This is a genomic window from Streptomyces sp. NPDC051907, assembly GCF_040681075.1.
In the GTDB taxonomy this organism is placed as follows: domain Bacteria; phylum Actinomycetota; class Actinomycetes; order Streptomycetales; family Streptomycetaceae; genus Streptomyces.
The window spans coordinates 89094-110194 of sequence record NZ_JBFAYB010000007.1 but is presented as its reverse complement, the minus strand read 5'-3'; the positions used below and the strand labels follow the sequence as shown (position 1 = coordinate 110194).

Below are 21101 nucleotides of genomic sequence, written 5' to 3'. Positions count from 1 at the left end.
GGCTCCTGGAGGAAGGGGACGGAAGGGGACGTGCGGGGGGTCTCAGCCGGAGAACCAGCGCTGGGGCCGTGGGCGGATGTTCTGCCAGATGTGCTTGGGCTCGCGGTACTCGTCGAGACCGGACGGCCCGAGCTCGCGCCCGATGCCGCTGCGGCCGAACCCGCCCCACTCGGCCTGCGGGAGGTACGGGTGGTAGTCGTTGATCCACACCGTGCCGTGCCGCAGCCGCCTCGCGACGCGCTGGGCCTTGCCGGCGTCCTGGGTCCAGACCGCTCCGGCCAGTCCGTACTCGGTGTCGTTGGCGATCCGCACGGCGTCGTCCTCGTCGGCGAACCGCTCGACGGTCAGCACGGGGCCGAAGGACTCCTCGTGCACCGCCCTCATCCCCTGGTGGCACTCGTCGAGCACGGTCGGCGGGTAGTAGAAGCCGTCCTGGAGACGGGCGCCGTCCGGGCGGCGGCCGCCGCAGCGCAGCACGGCCCCCTCCGCGACTCCCACCGCCACGTACTCCTCGACCTTGTCGCGGTGCGCGGCGGAGATCAGCGGCCCGGTCTCGGCGTCGGCGTCGAAGGGCCCGCCGAGGCGGATGAGCTCGGCTCGGCGGACGAGCTCGTCGACGAAGGAGTCGTGCACCGAGTCCTCGACGATCAGCCGGGTGCCGGCCGAGCACACCTGCCCCGAGTGCAGGAAGACGGCGGTGAGCGCGAAGTCGAGAGCGGTGTCGAGATCGGCGTCCGCGAAGACCACGTTGGGGTTCTTGCCGCCGAGTTCGAGCGCGACCTTCTTCACGGTGGCCGCGCTCGCCGCCATGACGCGCCGTCCCGTCTCGAGGCCTCCGGTGAACGACACGAGGTCGACGTCGGGGCTCTCCGCCAGCGGCGCGCCTACCTCCGGCCCTGCTCCCAGCACCAGGTTGGCGACGCCCGGGGGCAGTCCGGCCTCCGCCAGGACGCCCATCAGCAGCACCGACGTCGACGGTGTGAGCTCGCTGGGCTTGAGGACGAGGGTGTTGCCCGCGGCGAGGGCGGGCGCCACCTTCCACGCGGCCTGGAGCAGCGGGTAGTTCCACGGTGTGATCAGGCCGCAGACGCCCACCGGCTCGTAGACGACCCGGCTGATGGCGTCGTCGCTGCCCGTGTCCACGACCCGCCCGGCATGGGCGCCGGCGACCGATCCGAACCAGCGGAAGCACGCCACCACGTCGGCGACGTCGAACTCGCTCTCCACCAGGCGCTTTCCGGTGTCCAGCGACTCCGCGCGGGCGAAGGCCGCGACCTGCTCCTCCAGCAGGCCGGCGACGCGCAGCAGCAGGGCGCCGCGCTCGCGTTCGGGGGTGTGGGGCCAGGCTCCCTCGTCGAAAGCCCTTCGGGCCGCGCGGATCGCGTCCTCGGCGTCGGCACGGGTTCCCTCCGAGACGGAGGCGACGTGACTGCCGTCGGCCGGACATCGGATCTCCCGCTGCCGGCCGCTCGCCGACGCTCGCCACTCGCCGTCGACATACAGGTCTGCCATATGTGGGTCCTTCAAGCAGGTCATGCCCGGTCAGCGTTGCGCATAGCGCATTGCCTTGCTTGTGATGGAACACCTTCTTGCACCGGGCATCGCGCGTCAAGACGGTGGAGCGCCCCCTTTCACCGCGGGCACGCGTAGGTGTGTCCCCCCTTGACCGCCGCCTCCAGACGAACCCACCATGTTGCGTATCACTCAACGCGTTGTGCCATCAGCACCAGTGGAGGCGCCATGGCCGCTCAGCCCAAGCCCGGCCGCGAGTTCGTGCTCACTCTTTCCTGTCACGACCGGCCGGGCATCGTCCACGCGGTCAGCGGCTTCCTGGTCGACCGCGGCGGCAACATCCTGGAGAACCAGCAGTTCGACGACAGGCGCGAGAGCCGCTTCTTCATGCGGGTCCACTTCGAAGTGCCTGCCGAAGGCGGCGCGCTGGACGTGCTGCAAGCGGGATTCGGGCCGGTGGCCGAGGCGTACGGAATCGACTGGCGCCTCCAGGACGTCTCCACCCGGACGCGCACGCTGATCATGGTGTCGAAGTTCGGACACTGCCTCAACGATCTGCTGTTCCGCCGGATGACCGGCGCGCTCCCCATAGAGGTGCCGGCGATCGTCTCCAACCACCGGGACTTCGAGGAGCTGGCCGGCGGCTACGGGATCCCCTTCCACCACATCCCCGTGACCGCGGGGACCAAGGCCGACGCCGAAGCGCGGCTGCTGCACCTGGTGGACGAGCTGGACGTCGACCTCGTCGTCCTGGCCCGGTATATGCAGATCCTCTCGGACGACACCTGCAAGCAGTTGGAGGGGCGTGCGATCAACATCCACCACTCGTTCCTGCCGAGCTTCAAGGGAGCGCGCCCCTACGAGCAGGCACATCGGCGGGGCGTCAAGCTGGTCGGCGCGACCGCGCACTACGTCACGTCGGACCTGGACGAGGGGCCCATCATCGAGCAGGACGTCGTCCGCGTGAGCCATGCTCAGACGCCCGACGAACTGGTCGCGATGGGCCGGGACGTGGAGGCGCAGGTGCTGGCACGGGCGGTCGCGTGGCACAGCCAGAGCCGCGTGATGGCCCGGGGCAATCGCACCGTCGTCTTCCGCTGAGACGGTCGCCTTCCCTCGACACGGCACAAGTCGACGCGGCACAACAGGAGAGAGGGGGAGGCCCGCCGCGCCGGCGGGCCTCCCTCTCGCCGTCCCGGTCAGCGGCCCACACGTCAGCTCTGGGCTCGCGCGAGCATCGCCTGACGCCATCGCTCGGTCTCGGCGATCTGGTTGAAGGTGTACACGTGCAGGCCGCCCACCCCCATGTCCGGGGAGGCGAGCGCGGAGGCACTGCGGCGCAGCAGCCGCTCCGGGGCGTAGCCGCCGGGCGTGGCGAAGCGCAGGAACCAGGACGGGTGGCGGGCGAGGAACCGGGTCGACTCCCCCACTCCGATGCGCGTGGCCACGGCGAGCAGCTTCGCCCGCTCCACCGGCCCGGCCACCCCCACGTACACCGGCAGCGTCACCCGCCGGCGGCGCACCCTGGCCAGCCAGGCTGTGAGCACGCGAGGATCGAAGCACAGGTTGCTGACGATGTACGTGGCGAACTCCCTCTTGTCCCACATGGACTGGACCGTGATGTCGTCCTCGATCCGGGGATGGCTCTCGGGGTAGCCGGTGATGCCCACGTGGGCGAACGGGCTGCCCAGTTCCGTGATGCGGCGGAGCACGGGCAGCGCCGCGCTGTAGGGGCCGGCCGGGGGATCGGCGTCCCCGGCCGGCACGAAGACGTCCCGTACGCCTGACTCCTTCAGGCGTGCCACGACGTCGTCCAGGTGGGCCCGGCTCTCGAAGAGCCGGGCCGGAAGGTGCGGAACCACCGTGTAGCCGTGCCGCACCAGGCGTGTCGTGAGCTCCAGCGTGGGTCCCAGGCCCTTGACAGGCGAGGCGGTGACCGTGAGCGGCACCTCCGGCGGCGCCCACTGGAGCACCTTCTCCTCGGTGGCCGGGGTGGGCAGGATCTCGTAGCGGATGGACCTCAGCAGCGGCAGCAGGCCCGCGGCGCGGTACCGGGGCTCCGCGGCGTCCCCCGTGTCCAGGCAAGCGCTCAACGACCAGTCCTCTCTCTACCGGGCACCCGGAGCCTGTCCCTGCCCGGCCTTGCGGTGGCGGTAGAACTCCGCCGTGGACGGGGCCAGGGGCGTGTTGCCCAGGATGAGGTCGGCGGACTTCTCCGCGACCATCATCACAGGCGCGTAGATGTTGCCGTTGGTGACGTACGGCATCACCGAGGCGTCGACGACGCGGAGCCCCTGGAGGCCGTGGACCCGCATGCTGGAGGGATCGACGACGGACATGTCGTCGGCGCCCATCTTGCAGGAGCACGAGGGGTGCAGGGCGGTCTCGCCCTCCTTGGCCACCCACTCGAGGATCTGCTCGTCCGTCTCCACGGCGGGCCCGGGCGACACCTCTCCCCCGTTGTAGGGGTCCATCGCGGCCTGGCTCAGGATGGCGCGGGAGACCCGGACGGCCTCGACCCACTCGCGGCGGTCCTGCTCGGTGGAGAGGTAGTTGAAGCGCAGGGCGGGGTGTACGGAGGGGTCCTTGCTCTTGATCTTCACCGAGCCGATTGCGTCGGAGTACATCGGCCCCACATGGACCTGGTAGCCGTGGCCGCCGGCCGGGGAGGACCCGTCGTAGCGCACCGCGACGGGAAGGAAGTGGAACATCAGGTTGGGGTAGTCCACGTCCTCGTTGCTGCGGGCGAACCCGCCGGCCTCGAAGTGGTTCGTCGCCCCGGGACCCTTGCGGAAGAGCCACTGCAGGCCCACCCAGGGGCGGTGGCGCCACTTGAGGTAGGGCTGCATCGAGACGGGCTGCTTGCAGGCGTACTGCACATACACCTCGAGGTGGTCCTGGAGGTTCTCGCCCACGCCCGGCAGGTGCGACACGACGTCGACGCCCAGGCCGCGGAGTTCCTCGGCGTTGCCGACGCCGGACAGCTGGAGGAGCTGAGGGGTGTTGATCGCGCCGCCGGACAGGATCACCTCTCCCGCGTGTACGCGGACGGTCTTCCCGCCCCGGGCACGGTACTCCACGCCGACGGCCCGCTCGCCGGAGAACAGGACGCGGGTGACCATCGCGCCCGTCCGCACTTCGAGGTTGGGCCGCTTCATGGCCGGGTGGAGGTAGGCGCGGGCGGCGGAGAGCCGGCGGCCGCGGCTGATGTTGCGGTCGAAGTGGGCGAAGCCCTCCTGCCGGTAGCCGTTGACGTCGTCGGTCAGCGGATAGCCGGCCTGCTGCACCGCTTCCAGGAACGCGGAGAACAGGGGGTTGACAGCCGGCCCCCGTTCGAGCACTAGAGGGCCGGAGCGTCCGCGGAACTCGTCGTCGGGGTCGGCGGCCAGACAGTTCTCCATCCGGTTGAAGTAGGGCAGGCAGTGCGCGTAGTCCCACCTCTCCATGCCCGGGTCGCGGCCCCAGCGCTCGTAGTCCATGGGGTTTCCGCGCTGGAAGATCATTCCGTTGATGCTGCTGGAGCCGCCGAGCACCTTGCCGCGCGCGTGGTAGATGCGCCGGCCGCCCATGTGGGGCTCGGGCTCGGACTCGTACTTCCAGTCGTAGAAACGGCTGCCGATCGGGAAGGGCAGCGCCGCCGGCATATGGATGAAGACGTCCCACAGCGGGTCGGACCGCCCCGCCTCCAGCACCAGGACCTGGTTGCCGGGATCGGCGGACAGCCGGTTCGCCAGGGCGCTGCCCGCCGAACCCCCACCGACGATGACGAAGTCGTACTGCTTGAGCGCCATTGCTGCCTCGTTCCGCTCGCGCCGTCGATACCGGCGGCATGCTAGTACGCGTAGCACATGGCGCACTAGGTTGCAGACCGCGCAACTTACGGCTCCACGAAACCGCCACCTACTCACCGGTTCGGCGTTGACTTCTTTGCGTATAGTTTCGGTATGAGCAACGAATCCACAGCTTCTGAATCCGCGAGCGGCTCGGCAGGCGGGGTCCAGTCCGTCGACCGCGCCGTCACCGTCCTGGAGATCCTGGCCCAGCGCGGTGAGGCGGGCGTGAGCGAGGTCGCCGCCACGATCGACGTACACAAGTCCACGGCATTTCGCCTGCTGGGCGCACTCGAGGCGCGGGGACTGGTGGAGCAGGCGGCCGAGCGGGGAAAGTACCGTCTCGGCTTCGGCATCGTGCGTCTGGCCGGTGCGGTGAGCCGCCGCATCGACATCACCGAGCAGGGCCGCCCGGTCTGCGAGCGGCTGGCGGAAGAGCTCGGCGAGACGGTGAACGTCGCCGTGATGGAAGCCCACTACGCGATCAACCTGTACCAGGTGCACGGCCCGGGCGCCGTGACGGCGAACAACTGGGTGGGTCAGCTCACTCCCCTGTACGCCACCTCCAGCGGCAAGATTCTGCTGGCCCAGCTGTCGGCGAAGCAGCGTATGTCGGTCCTCGCCCAGGCCGGCATCAAGAAGTTCACGCCGCACACGATCACGGCGAAGACCAAGCTGGAGAAGGAGCTCACCGCGGTCCGCGAGCGTGGATACGCGACGACCTACGAGGAGTTCGAGCTCGGGCTGCACGCGATGGCCGCGCCCGTCCGCTCCCGTGACGGCGACACCATCGCCGCGATCAGCGCCTCCGGGCCGGCGTACCGCTTCACCCGGGAGCGGATGGAGGAGCTGGCGCCGATCCTCCTCAAGGGCGCCGACGAGATCAGCTTCCGCATGGGATACCTGGGCTGACCGTCGCTCCGCACCCCCGGACCGCTCACTGACGATGTCCACGAGGTCACCGTCGGTGAGACCTCGATCCGCCGGGCCCGACCGTGGAGGAATCGCTACGGTCCGTTGCCGAGCCTCGCCTCCACCCAGGCGTGGAACTCGCCGATGTGGTGTTCGCTCGGCACCAGGACCCCGCCCTGCCGATAGAGCCGCGAGCTCATCGCCGGCTGACAGCGTTCACAGGCGTCGAAGTCCTGCCGGTTGACCCGGTCGAACAGCTCCACAGACCGGCTGACGTCCTTGCCGGAGGCGACGACCTCCTTGAGGTAGAGCCAGTCGCATTCCACGATCGTGCGGTCCTCGGACACGGGGTACATACGGTGGAAGATCACATGGTCGGGCACGAGGTTGATGAAGACCTGCGGGCGGACGGTGATCGCGTAGTAGCGGCGGTCCTGGTCCTCGGAGATCGTGGGGATCCGGTCCACGCCCTCCGAGCCGTCGACCGTGAAGCCCTTGACCTCGTCGCCGAACTCGGCGCCGTGTCCGACGTAGTACTGGGCCGCGTACCCGTCGGCGAACTCGGGGAGCACCTCGGTCAGTTCGGGGTGGATGGTGGCGCAGTGGTAGCACTCCATGAAGTTCTCGATGATGAGCTTCCAGTTGGCCTTCACGTCGTAGACGATCCGCCTGCCCACCTCCAGGGACGCCACGTCGTACCGGTCAAGGGCGTCCACCTCGCCCAGGCGCGCCTCCACGTCCGCGATGACGGTCTCGTCGAAGGACGGCGCGTCCTCGGCGACGCAGACCCACACGTACCCGAGCCACTCCCGGACGTGGACCGGGGCCAAGCCGTACTCGGTGCGGCCGACGTCCGGCATCTTGGTCAGGTTGGGGGCGGCGACGAGCTTGCCCTCCAGGTCGTACGTCCAGGCGTGGTACGGGCACTGGAAGGCCCGCTTGACCTCCCCGCTCTCCTCGGTGCACAGCCTGGCGCCGCGGTGCCGGCACACGTTGAAGTGGGCGCGGATGCCGCCGTCCCGGGCTCGGGTGACCAGCACGCTCTCGCGGCCGACGTCCACGGTCCGAAACGATCCCGGCTTGGGGAGTTCGCAGGAGCGGGCGACGCAGAACCACATCGCCTCGAAGATCCGCTCCTGCTCCTGCCGGAACACTCCCGGATCCGTGTAGTAGTGGCCGGGGAGGGTCGCTATCAGGCTCTCCGGCAGATTGCTGATGGTCACGGCGCTCCTCGCAAGAGACGTCGAGAACTGGCAGAGGATGCGGGTCCGGTACGGCGCGCCGGATCCGGCGTCGCAACGGGGCGACAGCGATGCATATAGGGAAACTAATTGCGGTCTGCGCAACGTCAGTTTGGGGGCGCCCCCAGAGCGTGTCAAGACTCGCCCCGGCCATCGCGTGCGCTTCAGAATGAGTTTCTCCACGCGCAACTCTCTGCGCATGGAGAAACTCCCTCTCAGTCGGGAGATCGACGGAAGGGCCCTTCGTGGAGGGCCGCCGCCACCCGTCGACTACGGCCGTGCCCGCCGTCGCCGACGGCGGGCACGGTCATCCGGGAGGAGTCGCTCACCAGCCGCGCTCGACCCACTCGTCGAAGTGCGGCGCCTCAGTGCCGATGGTGGTCGAGTCGCCATGACCGGGGTGGACCATGGTCCGGCCGGGCAGGCTGAGCAGCCGCTCGCCGATCGAGGCGGTGATCGTGCCGAAGTCGCTGTACGAGCGCCCTGTGGCCCCAGGGCCGCCGGCGAAGAGGGTGTCTCCGCTGAACAGCATGCTCAGCTCGGGGGCGTGGAGGCACACGGCGCCCGGGGCGTGTCCGGGCGTATGGAGGACGTGCAGCCGGACGCCGGCCACATCGAGCACATCGCCGTCCGCGAGGGCGGCGTCGGGCTCGCGGCTTGGATGCGTCATACGCCAGAGCACGGCGTCGTCCGGGTGCAGGAGGAGGGGAGCCCCCGTCCGCTCGGCGACCTCCGGCGCGATCCGCACATGGTCGTCGTGGGCGTGCGTGCACACGATCGCGGTGAGCCGCCGTCCCCCGACGGCTGCCACGACCGCGTCGGCGTCATGCGCCGGGTCGATCACCAGGACCTCGTCGTCGTCGCCGATCAGCCACACGTTGTTGTCGACGTCCCAGCAGCCTCCGTCGAGGGAGAACGTGCCGCTGGCGACGACCCGTTGGACCCGGACGGCGCTCACAGCACGACCACCGAGCGCAGCACGTCCCCCTGCCTCATGCTGTCGAACGCCTTCTCCACGTCGTCGAGGCCGATGGTCTCCGTGACGAAGGCGTCCAGGTCGAACCGGCCCTGGAGGTAGAGGTCGACGAGCGCCGGGAAGTCCCGCGAGGGCAGGCAGTCGCCGTACCAGCTGGACTTCAGCGCCCCACCGCGCCCGAAGACGTCGAGCAGGGGCAGTTCCACGGTCATGTCCGGCGTGGGCACTCCGACCAGGACGACTGTGCCCGCGAGGTCGCGGGCGTAGAAGGCCTGCCGATAGGTCTCCGGGCGGCCCACCGCGTCGATGACGACGTCCGCGCCGAAGCCGTCGGTCATCTCGCGCACGGCCTCCACGACGTCGTTGCCCGCGGCGCGGATCATATGGGTGGCCCCCATGGCCTGGGCCCGGTCGAGCTTCCTGTCGTCGAGGTCGACGGCGATGATGGTGGAGGCGCCGGCCAGCCGCGCTCCCGCGACGGCGGCCATGCCGACTCCGCCGCAGCCGATCACGGCGACGGAGTCTCCCCGGGAGACGGCGCCGGTGTTGACGGCGGCGCCGAATCCGGCCATCACTCCGCATCCCAGCAGGCCGGCAGCCGCGGCGGAGGCCGCCGGGTCCACCTTGGTGCACTGGCCGGCGGCCACCAGGGTCTTCTCGGCGAACGCCCCGATGCCGAGCGCCGGGGACAGCGGAGTGCCGTCGAGCAGCGTCATGGGCTGCTTGGCGTTGTGGGTGTCGAAGCAGTACCACGGCCTGCCCCTGCGGCACGCGCGGCACTGTCCGCAGACGGCACGCCAGTTCAGGATCACGAAGTCCCCCGGCGCCACCTCCTTGACGCCCTCGCCGACCGCCTCGACGCGTCCCGCCGCCTCGTGGCCGAGCAGAAAGGGGAAGTCGTCGCCGATGCCGCCTTCCCGGTAGTGCAGATCGGTGTGGCAGACTCCGCAGGCCTCCACCTGCACCAGCGCTTCGCCCGGTCCGGGGTCGGGCACGACGATGGTCTCCAAGGAGACGGCGGCCCCCTTCCCGCGGGCGACTACGGCGCGGACTTGATGAGCCATGAGTTCTCCTGTGCAGCTCGCATCCTGGGGAACGCCGCCCAGCGCCATCGTTGCTCATGGCGGCACGCGTCTCGTTCCGCGCAACTTCTAGGGGGAAGGATCGACGAGCGGCGCGGCTGGGTCAAGAGTCTGGAGCGCCCAAGGAATCGGCAGTCGAGGGCCAGTGTCCGGCGCCATGCCCGATCGCGGCCGCCTGAACGCCCCAAGGGACGTCGCCCCTCACCGAGGGCGCCCGGTCGCCCCCGGGACGGTGACCACCCCACCCATCAGTCCATCCCCCACTCGTCCGAGGTCATCGGCCTTGACTGGGCGAGGGTCGCGGCGGCGGGGAGCTGAGCGAGGGCTCCGCGGAGGTCCCCGCAACCGGGCGGCCGTGGCGGACCAGCACCGTGACGGTGGCCGCGAGGAAGACGCACTGCATGGCCGTCCGGGGGCCGAGCCCGTCCCACCACGACACGTCGCCGCCGGCCGCGTACACGTTGGCGGGGAACATCACGACCAGCATGGCGCTGAGCACGGCGGCCGAGGCCCGGGCGGTCCGCGACCACAGCAGCGCGAGCGCACAGGCGAGTTCGGCGATGCCGGTGAGGGTGACGAGCAGGCCCGGGGCCGGCAGGGCGGGCGGCACCATGGCGACGATCTCCTCGCGCATCCCGACGAAGTGCGCGCCGGCGGTGAGCGTGAACATGGCCGCGAGGCCGCCCCGCAGGGCGGCGGTCGGCCGACGGAGCCGTACGGCCCCGAGCGCCCCGGCGAGCAGCAGCAGGGCTGTGACGGCGACGAGTGTGACGAGCGGTTCCATGTCCGGATCTTCCTGCTGGTCGAAGGTCGTGACGGGTGTCGGGAGGGGTGTTGGGACGGGTGTCGGGACGGGTGCCTGATGGATCTCTGGGGAACGGGGGCGGGGGGGCCTGAGTGCTCCCTCGCGCCTGCCGGTCAGGCGGAGTCGCCGGCCACGGCTTCGGCCGACCTGCGGACGGTGTCCGGGTCGATGCGCTGGATCTGCACGACGACGCCGTCCGGGTCGGTGACCCGAATGCTGCGGCCGAAGTTCTCCTCGACGAGCTCGTACGGGTAGCCGTTGCGTTCGAGCCGCTGCGCGACGTCCTCCAGCGGCTCGTCCGTCGTGAAGCCCAGTTCCGTGACGCCGGGCGGCCGGCCCTGCGAGACGGCGGCGGCGTGAACGCCGACGGCGCCCGCGGCGGCAGTCAGCCGAACCCAGACGGCCGCGCCGGGCTCCTCCCGGACGGCGAGTCCCAGCCCGGCGTAGAAGTCCCGGGACGCCTCGACGTCGGCCACGTACCTGATGGGAAGGACGGTCAACATGGTCTGCCTTTCTGCGGTGGTCTCCGCCAGCGTCCTGCCCGGCGCTCCCTTGCGCGCTGTATGGTCGCCGGAATCGACGCGATCCGACGGTTGGAGGAGATCTGGTGACGCAATCCGTCACGCTCGACGCGTTGGACCGTCGTCTGATCCATGCCCTCCAGATCGACGGGCGCGCCTCGTTCAGCACGATCGCCACCGTGCTCGGCGCTCCGGAGCGCACCGTCGCGCGCCGCTACCACCGGCTGCGGTCGGCCCTGGTGGTCCGGGTGGTCGGGCTCGTCGACAGCCGGCGGATCGGCATGCTCGACTGGTTCGTCCGCATCGACTGCGCGCCGGACGCCGTGGACGCGCTGACCGCCGCCCTCGCGCAGCGGGACGACACCTCGTGGATCGCCCCGCTCGCCGGCGGGACGCGGCTGACCTGCATGGTCCGCACCCCGGGCGCGGGATCGGACGGCGGACGGCCCCTCTTCGACCACCTGCTGCGGACCCCGGGGATGCGAGACATAGAGGCGGGGTGCGTGCTGCGTCCTGTCGCCGGGGTCGGCGGCTGGGCGGGCCGGACGAGCGCGCTGGACGCGTCCGAGCAGGCGGCCCTCCTCGGCCCCGCGCCGCAGTCGCCGGAGTCGCCGCAGTCGCCAGACGGCTCGGAAGCCCCTGCCGAGGCGTCCGGCTGGGGCGAGGCGGAGGCGCGACTGGCGGGCGAACTGGCCCTGGACGGACGGGCGGACGTGGCCCGGCTGGCCGCCGTCACCGGGTGGTCGGCCTCGACCGTGCGCCGCCGCGTCGCCGGGCTGCGGGCAGCCGGGGTGCTGCACTTCGAGGTGGACGTGAGCCCCTCCCACTTCGGCTTCCCAGTGGAGGCGCTCCTATGGCTGGAGGTGGCGCCGGCCGCGCTGGGCGAGGTGACGGAGGCGCTGTCACAGCACACCGCGGTCGCCTTCGCCGCCGTCACGACAGGCCGGACGTCGGTCTTCGCCATGGTCCAGTGCCGTGACACCGGCGCTCTGTACGACTACCTGGCCGGCGAGTTGGCCGCGCTGCCGGGCATCGGCCGGATGGAGACCGCCCTTGTCCAACGCCGCGCCAAACGGGCGGGGCCGCTCCTCCTGCCGGCGGCGGAACGCGCTCACCGACTCCCGCCACGACGTGCCACCCACCGAGCCGGCCACCTGAGATGACGCCCTAGGAGGCCCTAGGAGAGCTCGGTCGGCGACCGCTCGGCGAACACCCGACCAAGCTCGGTGAACACCCGACATGCTCCGTGATCACCCGACAAAGGCGGTGCGGAGAATGTCGGGTGGTCGGGACAGGGGTCGCCGCACGATGGGGGCATGGACGACACGACCTTGGTATCCCGTTTCCTCCGCGACGGCTTCGTGAAGCTGGAGGGCGCCGTCGCGCCCCGCGTGGCCGCAGACTGCACTCGGCTGCTCTGGCGGGAGACGGGCTGCGACCCGGACGATCCGGCTACCTGGACGCAGCCCGTGCACTGGGTGGCCGGCATGGCGCAGGGGCCGTTCGCCGCCGCGCCCAACTCCCCTTCCCTGCACCGCGCGTACGACCTGCTCGTCGGCGCGGGCCGCTGGGAGCCGCGCTACTCGCTGGGCACGTTCCCGCTGCGCTTCCCGCACGAGGAGGTGCCGGACGACGCGGGCTGGCACATCGAGGGGAGCTATCTGCCGGAGGGCGAGAGCTGGTACTTCACGAATCTGCGCTCCCAGGGCCGGGCGCTGCTGATGCTGTTCCTCTTCAGCGAGGTCGGCGAGGAGGACGCCCCGACCCGGATCCGGGTCGGCTCGCACCTCGACGTGCCGAAGGCGCTGGAGAAGTACGGCGAGGACGGGGCGAGCGGGCTGGCCCTCGCGCCCGACCTGGCGGCGTCGTCCGACCACCGGCCGCTCGCCCTCGCCACCGGGTCGCCGGGCGACGTCTTCCTGTGCCATCCATTCCTGGTGCACGCGGCGCAACCGCACCATGGGGTGCGGCCGCGCCTCATGGCCCAGCCGCCGCTGATGCCGGCCGCGCCGTACGAGCTGGAGAGGGCCGACGGTGCGTACTCCCCCGTGGAGATAGCGATCCGTCGGGGCTTGGGCCAGGACACGCCCGGTCCGGACGGGCACGGCGCCGACGGGAGTGCCGGGTAGACATGCACGCAGCGGGGACACGGCAGTGGAGGAGCAGTGGCACGAGCCCGCGGCCGGAGCCCATGCGGCATGGGCTCCCTTCAGCTCCGCAGTGGCTGAAGTCACCGTCGTGGGCCCCGCGTTCGTCGCCGACGCGGCCGATGCTCTGCGACAGGCGATGTACGCCTTGGACATGGCGGGTACGGCTTGGCACGACGCCGCGCGTCAAGCCGGCGTAGGCCGCCTCGAAGTCTTCGACGCACGGTATATGCGGGCAGTCGAAGGAAAGCGTGCACCGGGAAGTGCCTTTCAGACAGCGGCACGCAGGGCGTTGAACGCGGAGAACTAGGCTCGGGGGCGCATATACGCCTGGCAGACGATGGCGAGTCTGTCGGCGGCCGCCGACCAGATCACTCCGTCAGGGGCAGGCACTCGTCGAGCAGGGCGACGACGTCGCGCCAGGCTCGCTGCGCGTGCCGTGGGTGGTAGCCGACGCCGGGGAGCACGGTCTGGTCGACCGGGATGTCGACCGGCGGGTGGTGGAAGGCGTGCAGGGCTCCGCCGTAGACCACGAGACGCCAGTCGATGCCTGCGGACTGCATCTCGGCGGTGAACGCGTCCCGTTGGGCGGGCGGCATGATCGGGTCCTCCGACCCGACCCCGGTCCACACCGGGCAGCGAATGCGCGCCGCCTCGCCCGGTCGGCCCGTGGTCAGCGCGTTGACTGTCCCGATCGCGCGCAGGTCGACGCCGTCGCGCCCGAGTTCCAGCGCGATGGCGCCCCCGGTGCCGTAGCCGATGGCGGCGATCCGGTCGGGGTCGGTCCGCGGCTCGGCGCGCAGCACGTCGAGCGCCGCGTGGCCGATGTCCCGCATCCGGTCGGGGTCGGCGAGCAGCGGCATGCAGCGCGCCAGCATCTCCTCGGGGTCGGTGAACCAGCGCCCGCCGTGGATGTCGAAGGCCAGCGCCACGTACCCCAGTTCAGCCAGGGCATCGGCCCGGCGGCGCTGGAAGTCGTTGAGCCCCGTCCCCTCGGGCCCGACCAGGACCGCGGGCCGGCGGTCGACACCGGCCGGGAGTGCGAGGTGCCCGATCATCGTCAGGCCGTCGGCCGGGTACTCGACCGAGCGCGTGGTAATCGTCGTCATAGGACGCGTGGTGTTCGTCGTCATAAGACCGACCGTAGTGATCGTCGCGCCCGGGTGGCGCCGGTCTTCGCCACTGGCAGAACAGCGCGGGTACGCCTCTGAGCGGGGTTTGTCCGTCACCGCCCGCTCCCGGCCCCCGGCGATCGACGAGGGTCGGTGCGTACGTGCGCACGTACGCCGTGCAGGCCGAACAGGATGAGAAGCTCGACCGCGCCGCCGTCGGCGCTGCCCAGCCAGTGGGGCAAGGACGTGTCGAACTCGGCTGCCTCACCGGGCGGCAGCGTCATATCGCGCTCGCCGATCACCAGCCGCAGGCGTCCGTTGAGCACATAGAGCCACTCGAAGCCTTCGTGGGTCTGCGGGGTCGGTTCGAGTGGCTCCGGCGGCGCGGGGATGATCATCTTGAACGCGTGCACCCCGCCCGGTCGCCGGGACAGCGGCACGAACGTCATCCCGAACCGCCTGATCGGCTTGAGGTGTATCCGGGGGTCGCCGGTGCGCGGGGCGCCGACGAGGTCGTCCAACGGAACGTCATAGGTACGGGCCAGCGGCAGCAGCAACTCCAGGCTCGGCCGGCGCTGCCCGTTCTCCAGCCGGGACAGCGTGCTCTCCGACACGCCGGTCGTCGCCGCGAGGTCGGCGAGGGTGATGCCGCGGTCACGACGCAGCGCACGAAGGCGCGGACCCACCGCGTCCAGCACGTCGTCGTCCGTCATGCCATCCATGAGGCCATCTTGCCGTAACCGCAAGATTTCGTGCCAGGTCGCGAGGCGCCTGGCAAGACTGAGGGCATTCCGGCACAGCACATTCCGACACAGCGCACTCCGACACCTCGCACTCCGACACAAGGAGCCTTGATGAGCACCACCGATGCGGTCGCGTTCTGGGACGGCGTCTACGCGGCCCGACCGGCAGCCAGCGGCCCGCAGCCCAACGCCCGCCTCACCGAGACGGTGACGGGCCTGCCGCCCGGTGATGCGTTGGACCTCGGATGCGGCGAAGGCGGCGACGCGCTGTGGCTCGCCCGCCAGGGGTGGCATGTCACCGCCGTCGACATCTCGGCGGTGGCGGTCGAGCGGCTCGCCGCCCACGCCCTCTCACACGGTCTGGGCGACCGCGTCGCCACCGTGCGGGCCGACGTGCACACGTCTCTCCCGCCCGGCGACTTCGACCTGGTCTGCGCCCACTATCTGCACACCCCCTTCGACCTGGACCGGGCGGCCGTCCTGCGCTCGGCCGCGCACGCACTGCGCCCGGGCGGGCGGCTGCTGGTCGTCGACCACGGCTCGGCCGCGCCGTGGTCATGGAACCAGGACCCCGACATCCGCTACCCGAGCCCGCGGGAGGTCGCCGCGGGTATCGGCCTTGACCTGCGGACATGGACGGTCGAGCGGGCAGACGCACCCCGCCGGATCGCGACCGGACCACAGGGGCGCACCGCCGAGGTCACCGACCACGTCCTCCTCATCCGCCGCACCACCTGACAGGGCGTCCTGCGCCCGCCCCCGACACAAGGAAGGGAGACCACGGTGTCCAGCACCACGCGCCGCAGCCGCGGCCGCGACACCCCGCCGCCCCGGACCGGAGACAACGAGGGAGAGGTCCTGCGCGGATTCCTCGACTACCTCCGGACCTCGATCGCCGCGAAGGTCGACGGCGCCCGCGAACCGCAGGTGCGAACAGCCGCGGTGCCGTCCGGCACGAACCTGCTCGGCCTGCTCAACCACTTGACGTTCGTCGAGCGCTCGGTGTTCCTCGGGGACGACGTCACCGACTGGCAGGCGACGTTCCACGCCGCACCGGCGGACAGCGTGGCCGATGTCGTCGCCCGCTACCGGGACACGGTCCAGCGCGCGAACGACCTTCTCGACGGGTGCGCCGACCTCGGCGCACCCGTCCCCCGACCTCGGCCGGACCGCCCCGCTCCCAGCATCCGCTGGGCGCTCGCCCACATGATCGAGGAGACCGGCCGACACGCGGGCCACGCGGACATCCTCCGCGAACTCGTCGACGGCACGACCGGCCGCTGATCCGTCTTCTCCCGGACGGGACCGCATGATCACGCCTTCGCCGCGACGCTCGTTCAGTCAGGGTGCGCCCGAGCGTCGCGGCGGATCGCCCAGTCAGTCCCAGAGGGAGATCGCCAGGACAAGGGCGGCGACCGGGATCAGCAGCCATGGCTCGGCCAGGATCAGGAGCCCGGTGAAGACCAGGGCGAAGTACGCCAGCGCCTTGGCGATGCGCCGCCGCCCGGCCTTGCTCTTCTTCGTGCCCTTGGTCTTCTTCGTGCCCTTGGTCTTCTTCGCGCCCGTGTCGTGAGATGTCGCCATGTCAGGGGCCTTCTCAAGCAGGCCGGTTGCGGTCGCCGTGTCGATTGCCGTCAGGGTGTCGGTCGCGGTTGCAGTCGCCGTCGCGGGGTTCGTGTCGTTGTTCGTCATGGCACTCAGCTTCGTCGCGAGAGCACCGCGCTCGCGTCGGCGATGCCCGCCTACGTAGGTGATGACCACCGACGCGTACGCAGTGCCGGCGCGGCGAAGGTGGGGCCATGGACACTGTCATGGATCGCGCGGAGATCGTTTTGTGGGTACGGCATACGGACGGCCGGTGGTCAGCCCGGACGGTCTGGGTGGTGGTGCTCGACGGGGAGGCGTACGTCCGCTCGGCTTTCGGCCGGCGCAGTGCCTGGTACCGGCGGGTTCTGCGGCACGCGGGCACGGAGGTGGAGGTGGCCGGGGTCCGGCTGTCGGCGACCCTCCAGCCGGTGGAGGACCCCGAGCTCGTCCAACGCGTCTCCGGCGCCTACCGGGCCAAGTACGGGCTGAGCTGGCCCGGCCCCGTGGAGTCGATGAACGGGCCCGAGGCCGCGGCCACCACCATGCGGCTAGCGGATGTCGGGCAGGTCTCGCAGCTGCCTGCGTGAGGTGAGCCCGAGCTTGCGGAAGATGTTGCGCAGATGCGCGTCGACCGTCCGCGGGCTGAGGAACAGCTTCGCCGCCACCTCCTTGGAGGTGGCGCCGTCGGCGACCAGGCGGGCGATGTGCACCTCCTGCATCGTCAGCTGGTCCGATGCCTTCGACGTACGGCTGCGGGCCTGCTCGCCCGTGGCGCGCAGCTCGCCGGCGGCGCGCTCGGCGAACGCCTCCACGCCGAGGTCGGACAGCGGCTCGTGCGCCAGCCGCAGCGCTGAGCGGGCGTCACGCCGGCGGCCCTGGCGGCGCAGCCACTCTCCGTACAGCAGATGGGCCCGGGCGCGGTAGACGACCAGTGTGCTGTCGTCGAGCAGGTCGATCGCCTCCTGGTAGGCGGACTCGTCCTCGGTCACCAGGGCCCGCGCATACGCCTCGACGCCGAGGCCCCACGCCTGCCGGCCGGCCTGCGTGCGCTCTTGGAGGGATGCGAGAGCCGTGGCGGCGACCTCGCTCTCGCCGCACCGGGTGGCCGCCTCGACCAGCTCGGGCAGGGCGAGGCCGGCCGTGCCGACGGCGCCGTACTCGACCGCCTGCTTCGCCGCCTTCAGTGCGGCCGGGTAGTCGGCCAGGCCGTTGCCGAGGACGGCGGTCGCCCACTGCACGCTGAGGCTCATACGGTGGTCCACCGACGCGAACAGCTCGACGGCGTCCTTGCGCCGCCCGCGTATCGCGGCCAGGTGGAGGCGCGGGTAGACCAGCGGCGCCGCGCCGGTGGCGTCGGCGATCGCCTCCTCCTCGGAGATCAGCTCCATCGCGGCGCCGAAGTCGCCCGTGTGCGCGGCCGCGGTGGCCTGCATGGCCAGTCCGATGGGCAGCGCGTGGAAGGAGCCCGACTCGCGGCCGGCGGCGACGGCGCGGGTGGCGATGCCGTGCAGGGTGTCGAAGTTCCACAGCTCGGCAGCCACCATGAAGCCCAGTGACGGGCGCCTGGCCCACACCTCGTGGCCGGCGTCGCCGACGATGGGCCTGAGGATCTCCCCCGCGGCCTGATGCCCGTCGCCGACCAGGCTGATCAGACCGGTCAGGACCGCCGCCGCGCCGGATGCCGGGCCGCCCGACGGCGGGGCGTTCCTGGCGGCCTGGACCACATGGTCGAGGCCGCCGAGCAGGAGGCCCATCTCGATGGCGTCCAGGTAGCACTCCCCTGACCAGGCGGGGTCGGTGGCGGCCAGCCGGGCGGCGGCGCGCAGAAGGTGCTCGGTGGGGCCCTCGTCTCCTCGGCGGCGGACGAAGGACAGCCTGCCGCGCAGGAGGTCGGCCCTGGCCGCCTGGCTGGGATCGTCGGTGCGGAGGGTGGTGAGCAGGTCGGCCGCCGTGTCGAAGTCGCCCACCGAGAGCTTGGCCTGGACGGCGGCGAGGATCCGCTCGGCGCGTTGGACCGGGCTGGTCGTGAGGGCGGCGGAGCGTTCGAGGAAGGCCGCCGCCGCCGCGACGCCGCCGCGTTCCTGGGCGCGGGCAGCGGAGGCTTCGAGCTCGGCGGCGACCTGCTCGTCCGGGCCGGCGCTGGCCTGGGCGCGGTGCCAGGCCCGCCGGTCGGGATCGGCGACCGGGTCGGTCGCGGCGGCCAGCGCCTCGTGCGCCCTGCGCCGCTCTTCCGGGGCCGCCGCGCGGTAGGCGGCCGAGCGGGCCAGGGGGTGGCTGAAGCGGATCCGGATGCCGAGCTCGAGCAGCGGGACGGACTGCGCGGCGGCGGCCGCGTCGATGCCGAGGAGTTCGGCCGCGCGCCACAGCAGGGCGGGGTCGCCGATCGGGTCGGCGGCGGCGACGGTCACCAGCAGCCGCGCGGCGGGCGGCAGGAGCTCCAGCCGGGTCCGGAAGCTCTGCTCGACGACGCCGGGCACCGAGTCGGGCTGGGCGAATCCGCCCGCCATCCCGGCGAGTCCGGCGGTCCTGGGAAGCTCGACCAGCGCGAGGGGGTTGCCGCGCGCCTCGGCCAGGATGCGGTCGCGGACCCGCTCGTCCAGCGGGGCGCGGACCGCTGCGGCCAGCAGCGCGCGGGCCTCCGCTTCGCCGAGTCCCCGCAGCGTACGGCTGGGCAGCTCGTCCAGTTCGGGCAGGCTGCTCGGCTCGCGCGCGGCGAACACGAGGGCGATCGACTCGGCGGAGATCCGGCGGGCCAGGAAGGCCAGCGCCTTGGCGGACGCCTGGTCCAGCCACTGTGCGTCGTCGACGACGCACAGGAGGGGGCGTTCGCGCACGGTCTCCGCCAAGAGGCCCAGCGACGCGACGCCGACCAGGAACGGATCGGGCGCGCCGGTGTCGAGGCCGAAAGCGATCTCCAGCGCCCTGCGGTGCGGCGCGGGCAACGCCGTCAGCCGGCCGGTGACGGGCGCGAGCAGCTGGTGCAGCGCGGCGAACGGCAGCTCCATCTCGAACTCCGCGCCGGACGCCTGCATGACGAGGAATCCGGTCGCGGCCTCGTTCAGGCGTCTCAGCAGCGCGCTCTTGCCGATGCCCGGCTCGCCGCGCAGGACCAGGGCGCCGCCCCGGCCCTCCCGCGCCGCTTGGAGCAGGGCGTCGAGCTGGCGTATCTCGTCCTGACGGCCGATCAGCACATCCGTGTTCGTCTCGAGCATGTCCGAAAACCTATGCGGTCGGGCGCGGGAGGGGAATCCGGGAAGGCCCCCCGTCGCCTAAGGGTCTGCAGCGGGCAGTCGTATAGGCGATGACTGCCGACGCGAGCGGCAGGCGCCCGCTGCGAGTGTCGAGCCATGACCCGCACCGCACTGCAACGGACCACCACCACCGGCTGGATGCCGCTGGCGGTCTTGGCCACGGCCCAGTTCCTGGTCGTGCTGAGCGCCTCGATCGTGAACGTCGCCCTGCCCCGGATACGGGCCGGGCTCGAGCTGTCGGACACGGGCCAGGCGTGGACGGTCAACGCCTACGTACTGGTCTTCGGCGCACTGCTGCTGCCCGGCGGTCGGGCAGGCGACGTATACGGCCTGCGCCGGGTGTTCCTGGTCGGCATCGGCCTGTTCGCCCTCTCCTCCCTGGGCGCGGCACTGGCGCCGACGGCGGGCGTGCTGATCGCCTTCCGGGCGGTGCAGGGAGTCGGGGCAGCGCTGCTGGCGCCCACGGCGCTGGCCCTCGTGCTGACGCTCTACCCCGACGGAAGGCGGCGCGGCGCCGCGCTCGGAGTGTGGGGCGCGGTCTCCGGCGCCGGCGGGGCGGCGGGCGTGCTGCTGAGCGGGGTGCTCACCGATCTGTACGGCTGGCGTGCGGTGTTCGTCGTGATGGCGCCGCTGGCGCTGGCGGCGATGGCGGCCACCTGGCTGCTGGTCGGGGCCGACCGGCCACGCGGCGGAAGCCTGGACGCGCTGGGCGCGGTGACGGTGACGGCAGGTCTGGTCGCGCTCACCTACGGCCTGTCGGGCCCTTGGCCGCTCGCGGTGGTCGGTCTGGCGCTGCTCGGCCTGTTCGCGGTGCTTCAGCGCCGGTCCGCCGACCCGCTGCTGCCGGCGCGTATGAGCGTGGTGGCGGCGCCCAATGTGCTGATGGCGCTGCTGGGCGCGGTCTGGCTCGGCCTGTTCTACTTCCTGCCGCTCTACCAGCAACGCTCCCTCGGCTACTCGCCCTTGGAGGCCGGGCTGACCCAGCTTCCCCTCGCCCTCATGATCACCCTCTCCTCGTGGGTCACCGGCAAGGTCTCCGGCCGCGCTGTGCTCCCCGTGGGCCTGCTGGTCCTCGCGGCCGGACTGGCCTGGCTGTCCCGGACTCCGGCCGACGGCAGCTTCCCTGTGGACCTGCTCGGCCCGACGCTCCTCATCGGCGCCGGGCTGGGGGTGGCCTTCGTCCGGCTCACCGCGATGTCCTCCACGGGCGTCCCGGCCGCCGACAACGGACTGGCCGGCGGGCTCGTCAACGCCACCCGGCAGATCGGCGGAGCCATCGGCCTGTCCTTCCTGACCCTGCTCCCCTCCCCCGGCGCGGCCTTCCTGGCCTGTGCCGCCCTGACGCTGCTCATCTCGGCTCTCTCCACCCGAAAGGCATGACC

Annotated in this window: 20 protein-coding genes; 8 read left to right on the top strand and 12 right to left on the bottom strand. The window is 71.6% G+C overall.

Annotated elements, in window-relative coordinates:
- Window positions 1–42: 42 nt before the first annotated feature.
- Window positions 43–1512 (bottom strand): aldehyde dehydrogenase family protein, encoded by a 1470-nt coding sequence (locus tag AB0M39_RS07205; protein ID WP_365361079.1) that lies wholly within the window; start codon window positions 1510–1512, stop codon window positions 43–45.
- A gap of 228 nt (window positions 1513–1740) precedes the next feature.
- On the opposite strand from AB0M39_RS07205, the gene purU reads away from it, so the two are divergent.
- Complete coding sequence (gene purU, locus AB0M39_RS07200) at window positions 1741–2613, top strand: formyltetrahydrofolate deformylase (RefSeq protein ID WP_365361077.1); 873 nt, start codon at window positions 1741–1743, stop codon at window positions 2611–2613.
- A gap of 113 nt (window positions 2614–2726) precedes the next feature.
- Here the strand turns inward: purU and AB0M39_RS07195 are convergent, their stop codons facing one another.
- Together AB0M39_RS07195 and betA are read right to left on the bottom strand one after the other, a co-directional pair.
- Complete coding sequence (locus tag AB0M39_RS07195; RefSeq protein ID WP_365361075.1) at window positions 2727–3605, bottom strand: methylenetetrahydrofolate reductase; 879 nt, start codon at window positions 3603–3605, stop codon at window positions 2727–2729.
- 15 nt (window positions 3606–3620) lie between these two features.
- Complete coding sequence (gene betA / locus AB0M39_RS07190) at window positions 3621–5303, bottom strand: choline dehydrogenase (RefSeq protein WP_365361073.1); 1683 nt, start codon at window positions 5301–5303, stop codon at window positions 3621–3623.
- A 153-nt stretch (window positions 5304–5456) separates the two neighbouring features.
- On the opposite strand from betA, the gene AB0M39_RS07185 reads away from it, so the two are divergent.
- Window positions 5457–6254, top strand: coding sequence for an IclR family transcriptional regulator (locus AB0M39_RS07185; protein ID WP_365361071.1), 798 nt, complete (start codon window positions 5457–5459; stop codon window positions 6252–6254).
- 95 nt (window positions 6255–6349) lie between these two features.
- Here AB0M39_RS07185 and AB0M39_RS07180 read toward each other — a convergent pair whose 3' ends face one another.
- The 5 genes from AB0M39_RS07180 to AB0M39_RS07160 all read right to left on the bottom strand — a co-directional run bounded on the left by AB0M39_RS07180 (window position 6350) and on the right by AB0M39_RS07160 (window position 10861).
- The gene (locus AB0M39_RS07180; RefSeq protein WP_365361069.1) at window positions 6350–7477 is read right to left on the bottom strand and encodes an aromatic ring-hydroxylating dioxygenase subunit alpha; all 1128 of its coding nucleotides are present in this window, start codon (window positions 7475–7477) and stop codon (window positions 6350–6352) included.
- A 343-nt stretch (window positions 7478–7820) separates the two neighbouring features.
- Complete coding sequence (locus AB0M39_RS07175) at window positions 7821–8453, bottom strand: MBL fold metallo-hydrolase (protein WP_365361067.1); 633 nt, start codon at window positions 8451–8453, stop codon at window positions 7821–7823.
- Complete coding sequence (locus AB0M39_RS07170; RefSeq protein ID WP_365361065.1) at window positions 8450–9535, bottom strand: S-(hydroxymethyl)mycothiol dehydrogenase; 1086 nt, start codon at window positions 9533–9535, stop codon at window positions 8450–8452. The genes AB0M39_RS07175 and AB0M39_RS07170 overlap by 4 nt, the downstream gene beginning before the upstream one ends.
- A gap of 292 nt (window positions 9536–9827) precedes the next feature.
- On the bottom strand, window positions 9828–10337 hold the full coding sequence (locus tag AB0M39_RS07165; RefSeq protein WP_365361063.1) for a hypothetical protein: 510 nt from the start codon (window positions 10335–10337) through the stop codon (window positions 9828–9830).
- Window positions 10338–10471: 134 nt separating this feature from the next.
- Window positions 10472–10861, bottom strand: coding sequence for a VOC family protein (locus AB0M39_RS07160; RefSeq protein ID WP_365361060.1), 390 nt, complete (start codon window positions 10859–10861; stop codon window positions 10472–10474).
- 104 nt (window positions 10862–10965) lie between these two features.
- Here AB0M39_RS07160 and AB0M39_RS07155 point away from each other — a divergent pair, with 104 nt between their 5' ends.
- Window positions 10966–12042 carry an Lrp/AsnC family transcriptional regulator gene (locus AB0M39_RS07155; RefSeq protein ID WP_365361058.1) on the top strand — a complete coding sequence of 359 codons (1077 nt, stop codon included), beginning with the start codon at window positions 10966–10968 and terminating at the stop codon, window positions 12040–12042.
- 153 nt (window positions 12043–12195) lie between these two features.
- Complete coding sequence (locus tag AB0M39_RS07150; RefSeq protein WP_365361056.1) at window positions 12196–13008, top strand: phytanoyl-CoA dioxygenase family protein; 813 nt, start codon at window positions 12196–12198, stop codon at window positions 13006–13008.
- Window positions 13009–13397: 389 nt separating this feature from the next.
- On the opposite strand, the gene AB0M39_RS07145 is transcribed toward AB0M39_RS07150, so the two are convergent.
- Together AB0M39_RS07145 and AB0M39_RS07140 are read right to left on the bottom strand one after the other, a co-directional pair.
- Window positions 13398–14135 (bottom strand): dienelactone hydrolase family protein, encoded by a 738-nt coding sequence (locus AB0M39_RS07145; RefSeq protein ID WP_365361054.1) that lies wholly within the window; start codon window positions 14133–14135, stop codon window positions 13398–13400.
- 116 nt (window positions 14136–14251) lie between these two features.
- Window positions 14252–14860 carry an XRE family transcriptional regulator gene (locus AB0M39_RS07140; RefSeq protein WP_365361052.1) on the bottom strand — a complete coding sequence of 203 codons (609 nt, stop codon included), beginning with the start codon at window positions 14858–14860 and terminating at the stop codon, window positions 14252–14254.
- 132 nt (window positions 14861–14992) lie between these two features.
- On the opposite strand from AB0M39_RS07140, the gene AB0M39_RS07135 reads away from it, so the two are divergent.
- Window positions 14993–15619, top strand: a complete 627-nt coding sequence (locus AB0M39_RS07135) for a class I SAM-dependent methyltransferase (RefSeq protein ID WP_365361050.1) — start codon at window positions 14993–14995, stop codon at window positions 15617–15619.
- Between the two features lie 45 nt (window positions 15620–15664).
- Entirely contained in the window at window positions 15665–16165 is a 501-nt protein-coding gene (locus tag AB0M39_RS07130; protein WP_365361048.1) for a DinB family protein, read from the top strand.
- A gap of 93 nt (window positions 16166–16258) precedes the next feature.
- Here AB0M39_RS07130 and AB0M39_RS07125 read toward each other — a convergent pair whose 3' ends face one another.
- Window positions 16259–16573 carry a hypothetical protein gene (locus tag AB0M39_RS07125; RefSeq protein WP_365361046.1) on the bottom strand — a complete coding sequence of 105 codons (315 nt, stop codon included), beginning with the start codon at window positions 16571–16573 and terminating at the stop codon, window positions 16259–16261.
- Window positions 16574–16680: 107 nt separating this feature from the next.
- Here AB0M39_RS07125 and AB0M39_RS07120 point away from each other — a divergent pair, with 107 nt between their 5' ends.
- The gene (locus tag AB0M39_RS07120; protein ID WP_365361044.1) at window positions 16681–17055 is read left to right on the top strand and encodes a DUF2255 family protein; all 375 of its coding nucleotides are present in this window, start codon (window positions 16681–16683) and stop codon (window positions 17053–17055) included.
- Here the strand turns inward: AB0M39_RS07120 and AB0M39_RS07115 are convergent.
- Window positions 17017–19680, bottom strand: a complete 2664-nt coding sequence (locus AB0M39_RS07115) for an AAA family ATPase (protein WP_365361042.1) — start codon at window positions 19678–19680, stop codon at window positions 17017–17019. The two genes, AB0M39_RS07120 and AB0M39_RS07115, sit on opposite strands and share 39 nt — an antisense overlap.
- 135 nt (window positions 19681–19815) lie before the next feature.
- Here AB0M39_RS07115 and AB0M39_RS07110 point away from each other — a divergent pair, with 135 nt between their 5' ends.
- Window positions 19816–21099: an MFS transporter gene (locus AB0M39_RS07110; RefSeq protein WP_365361040.1), complete on the top strand. Its 1284-nt coding sequence runs from the start codon at window positions 19816–19818 to the stop codon at window positions 21097–21099.
- Window positions 21100–21101 lie beyond the last annotated feature (2 nt).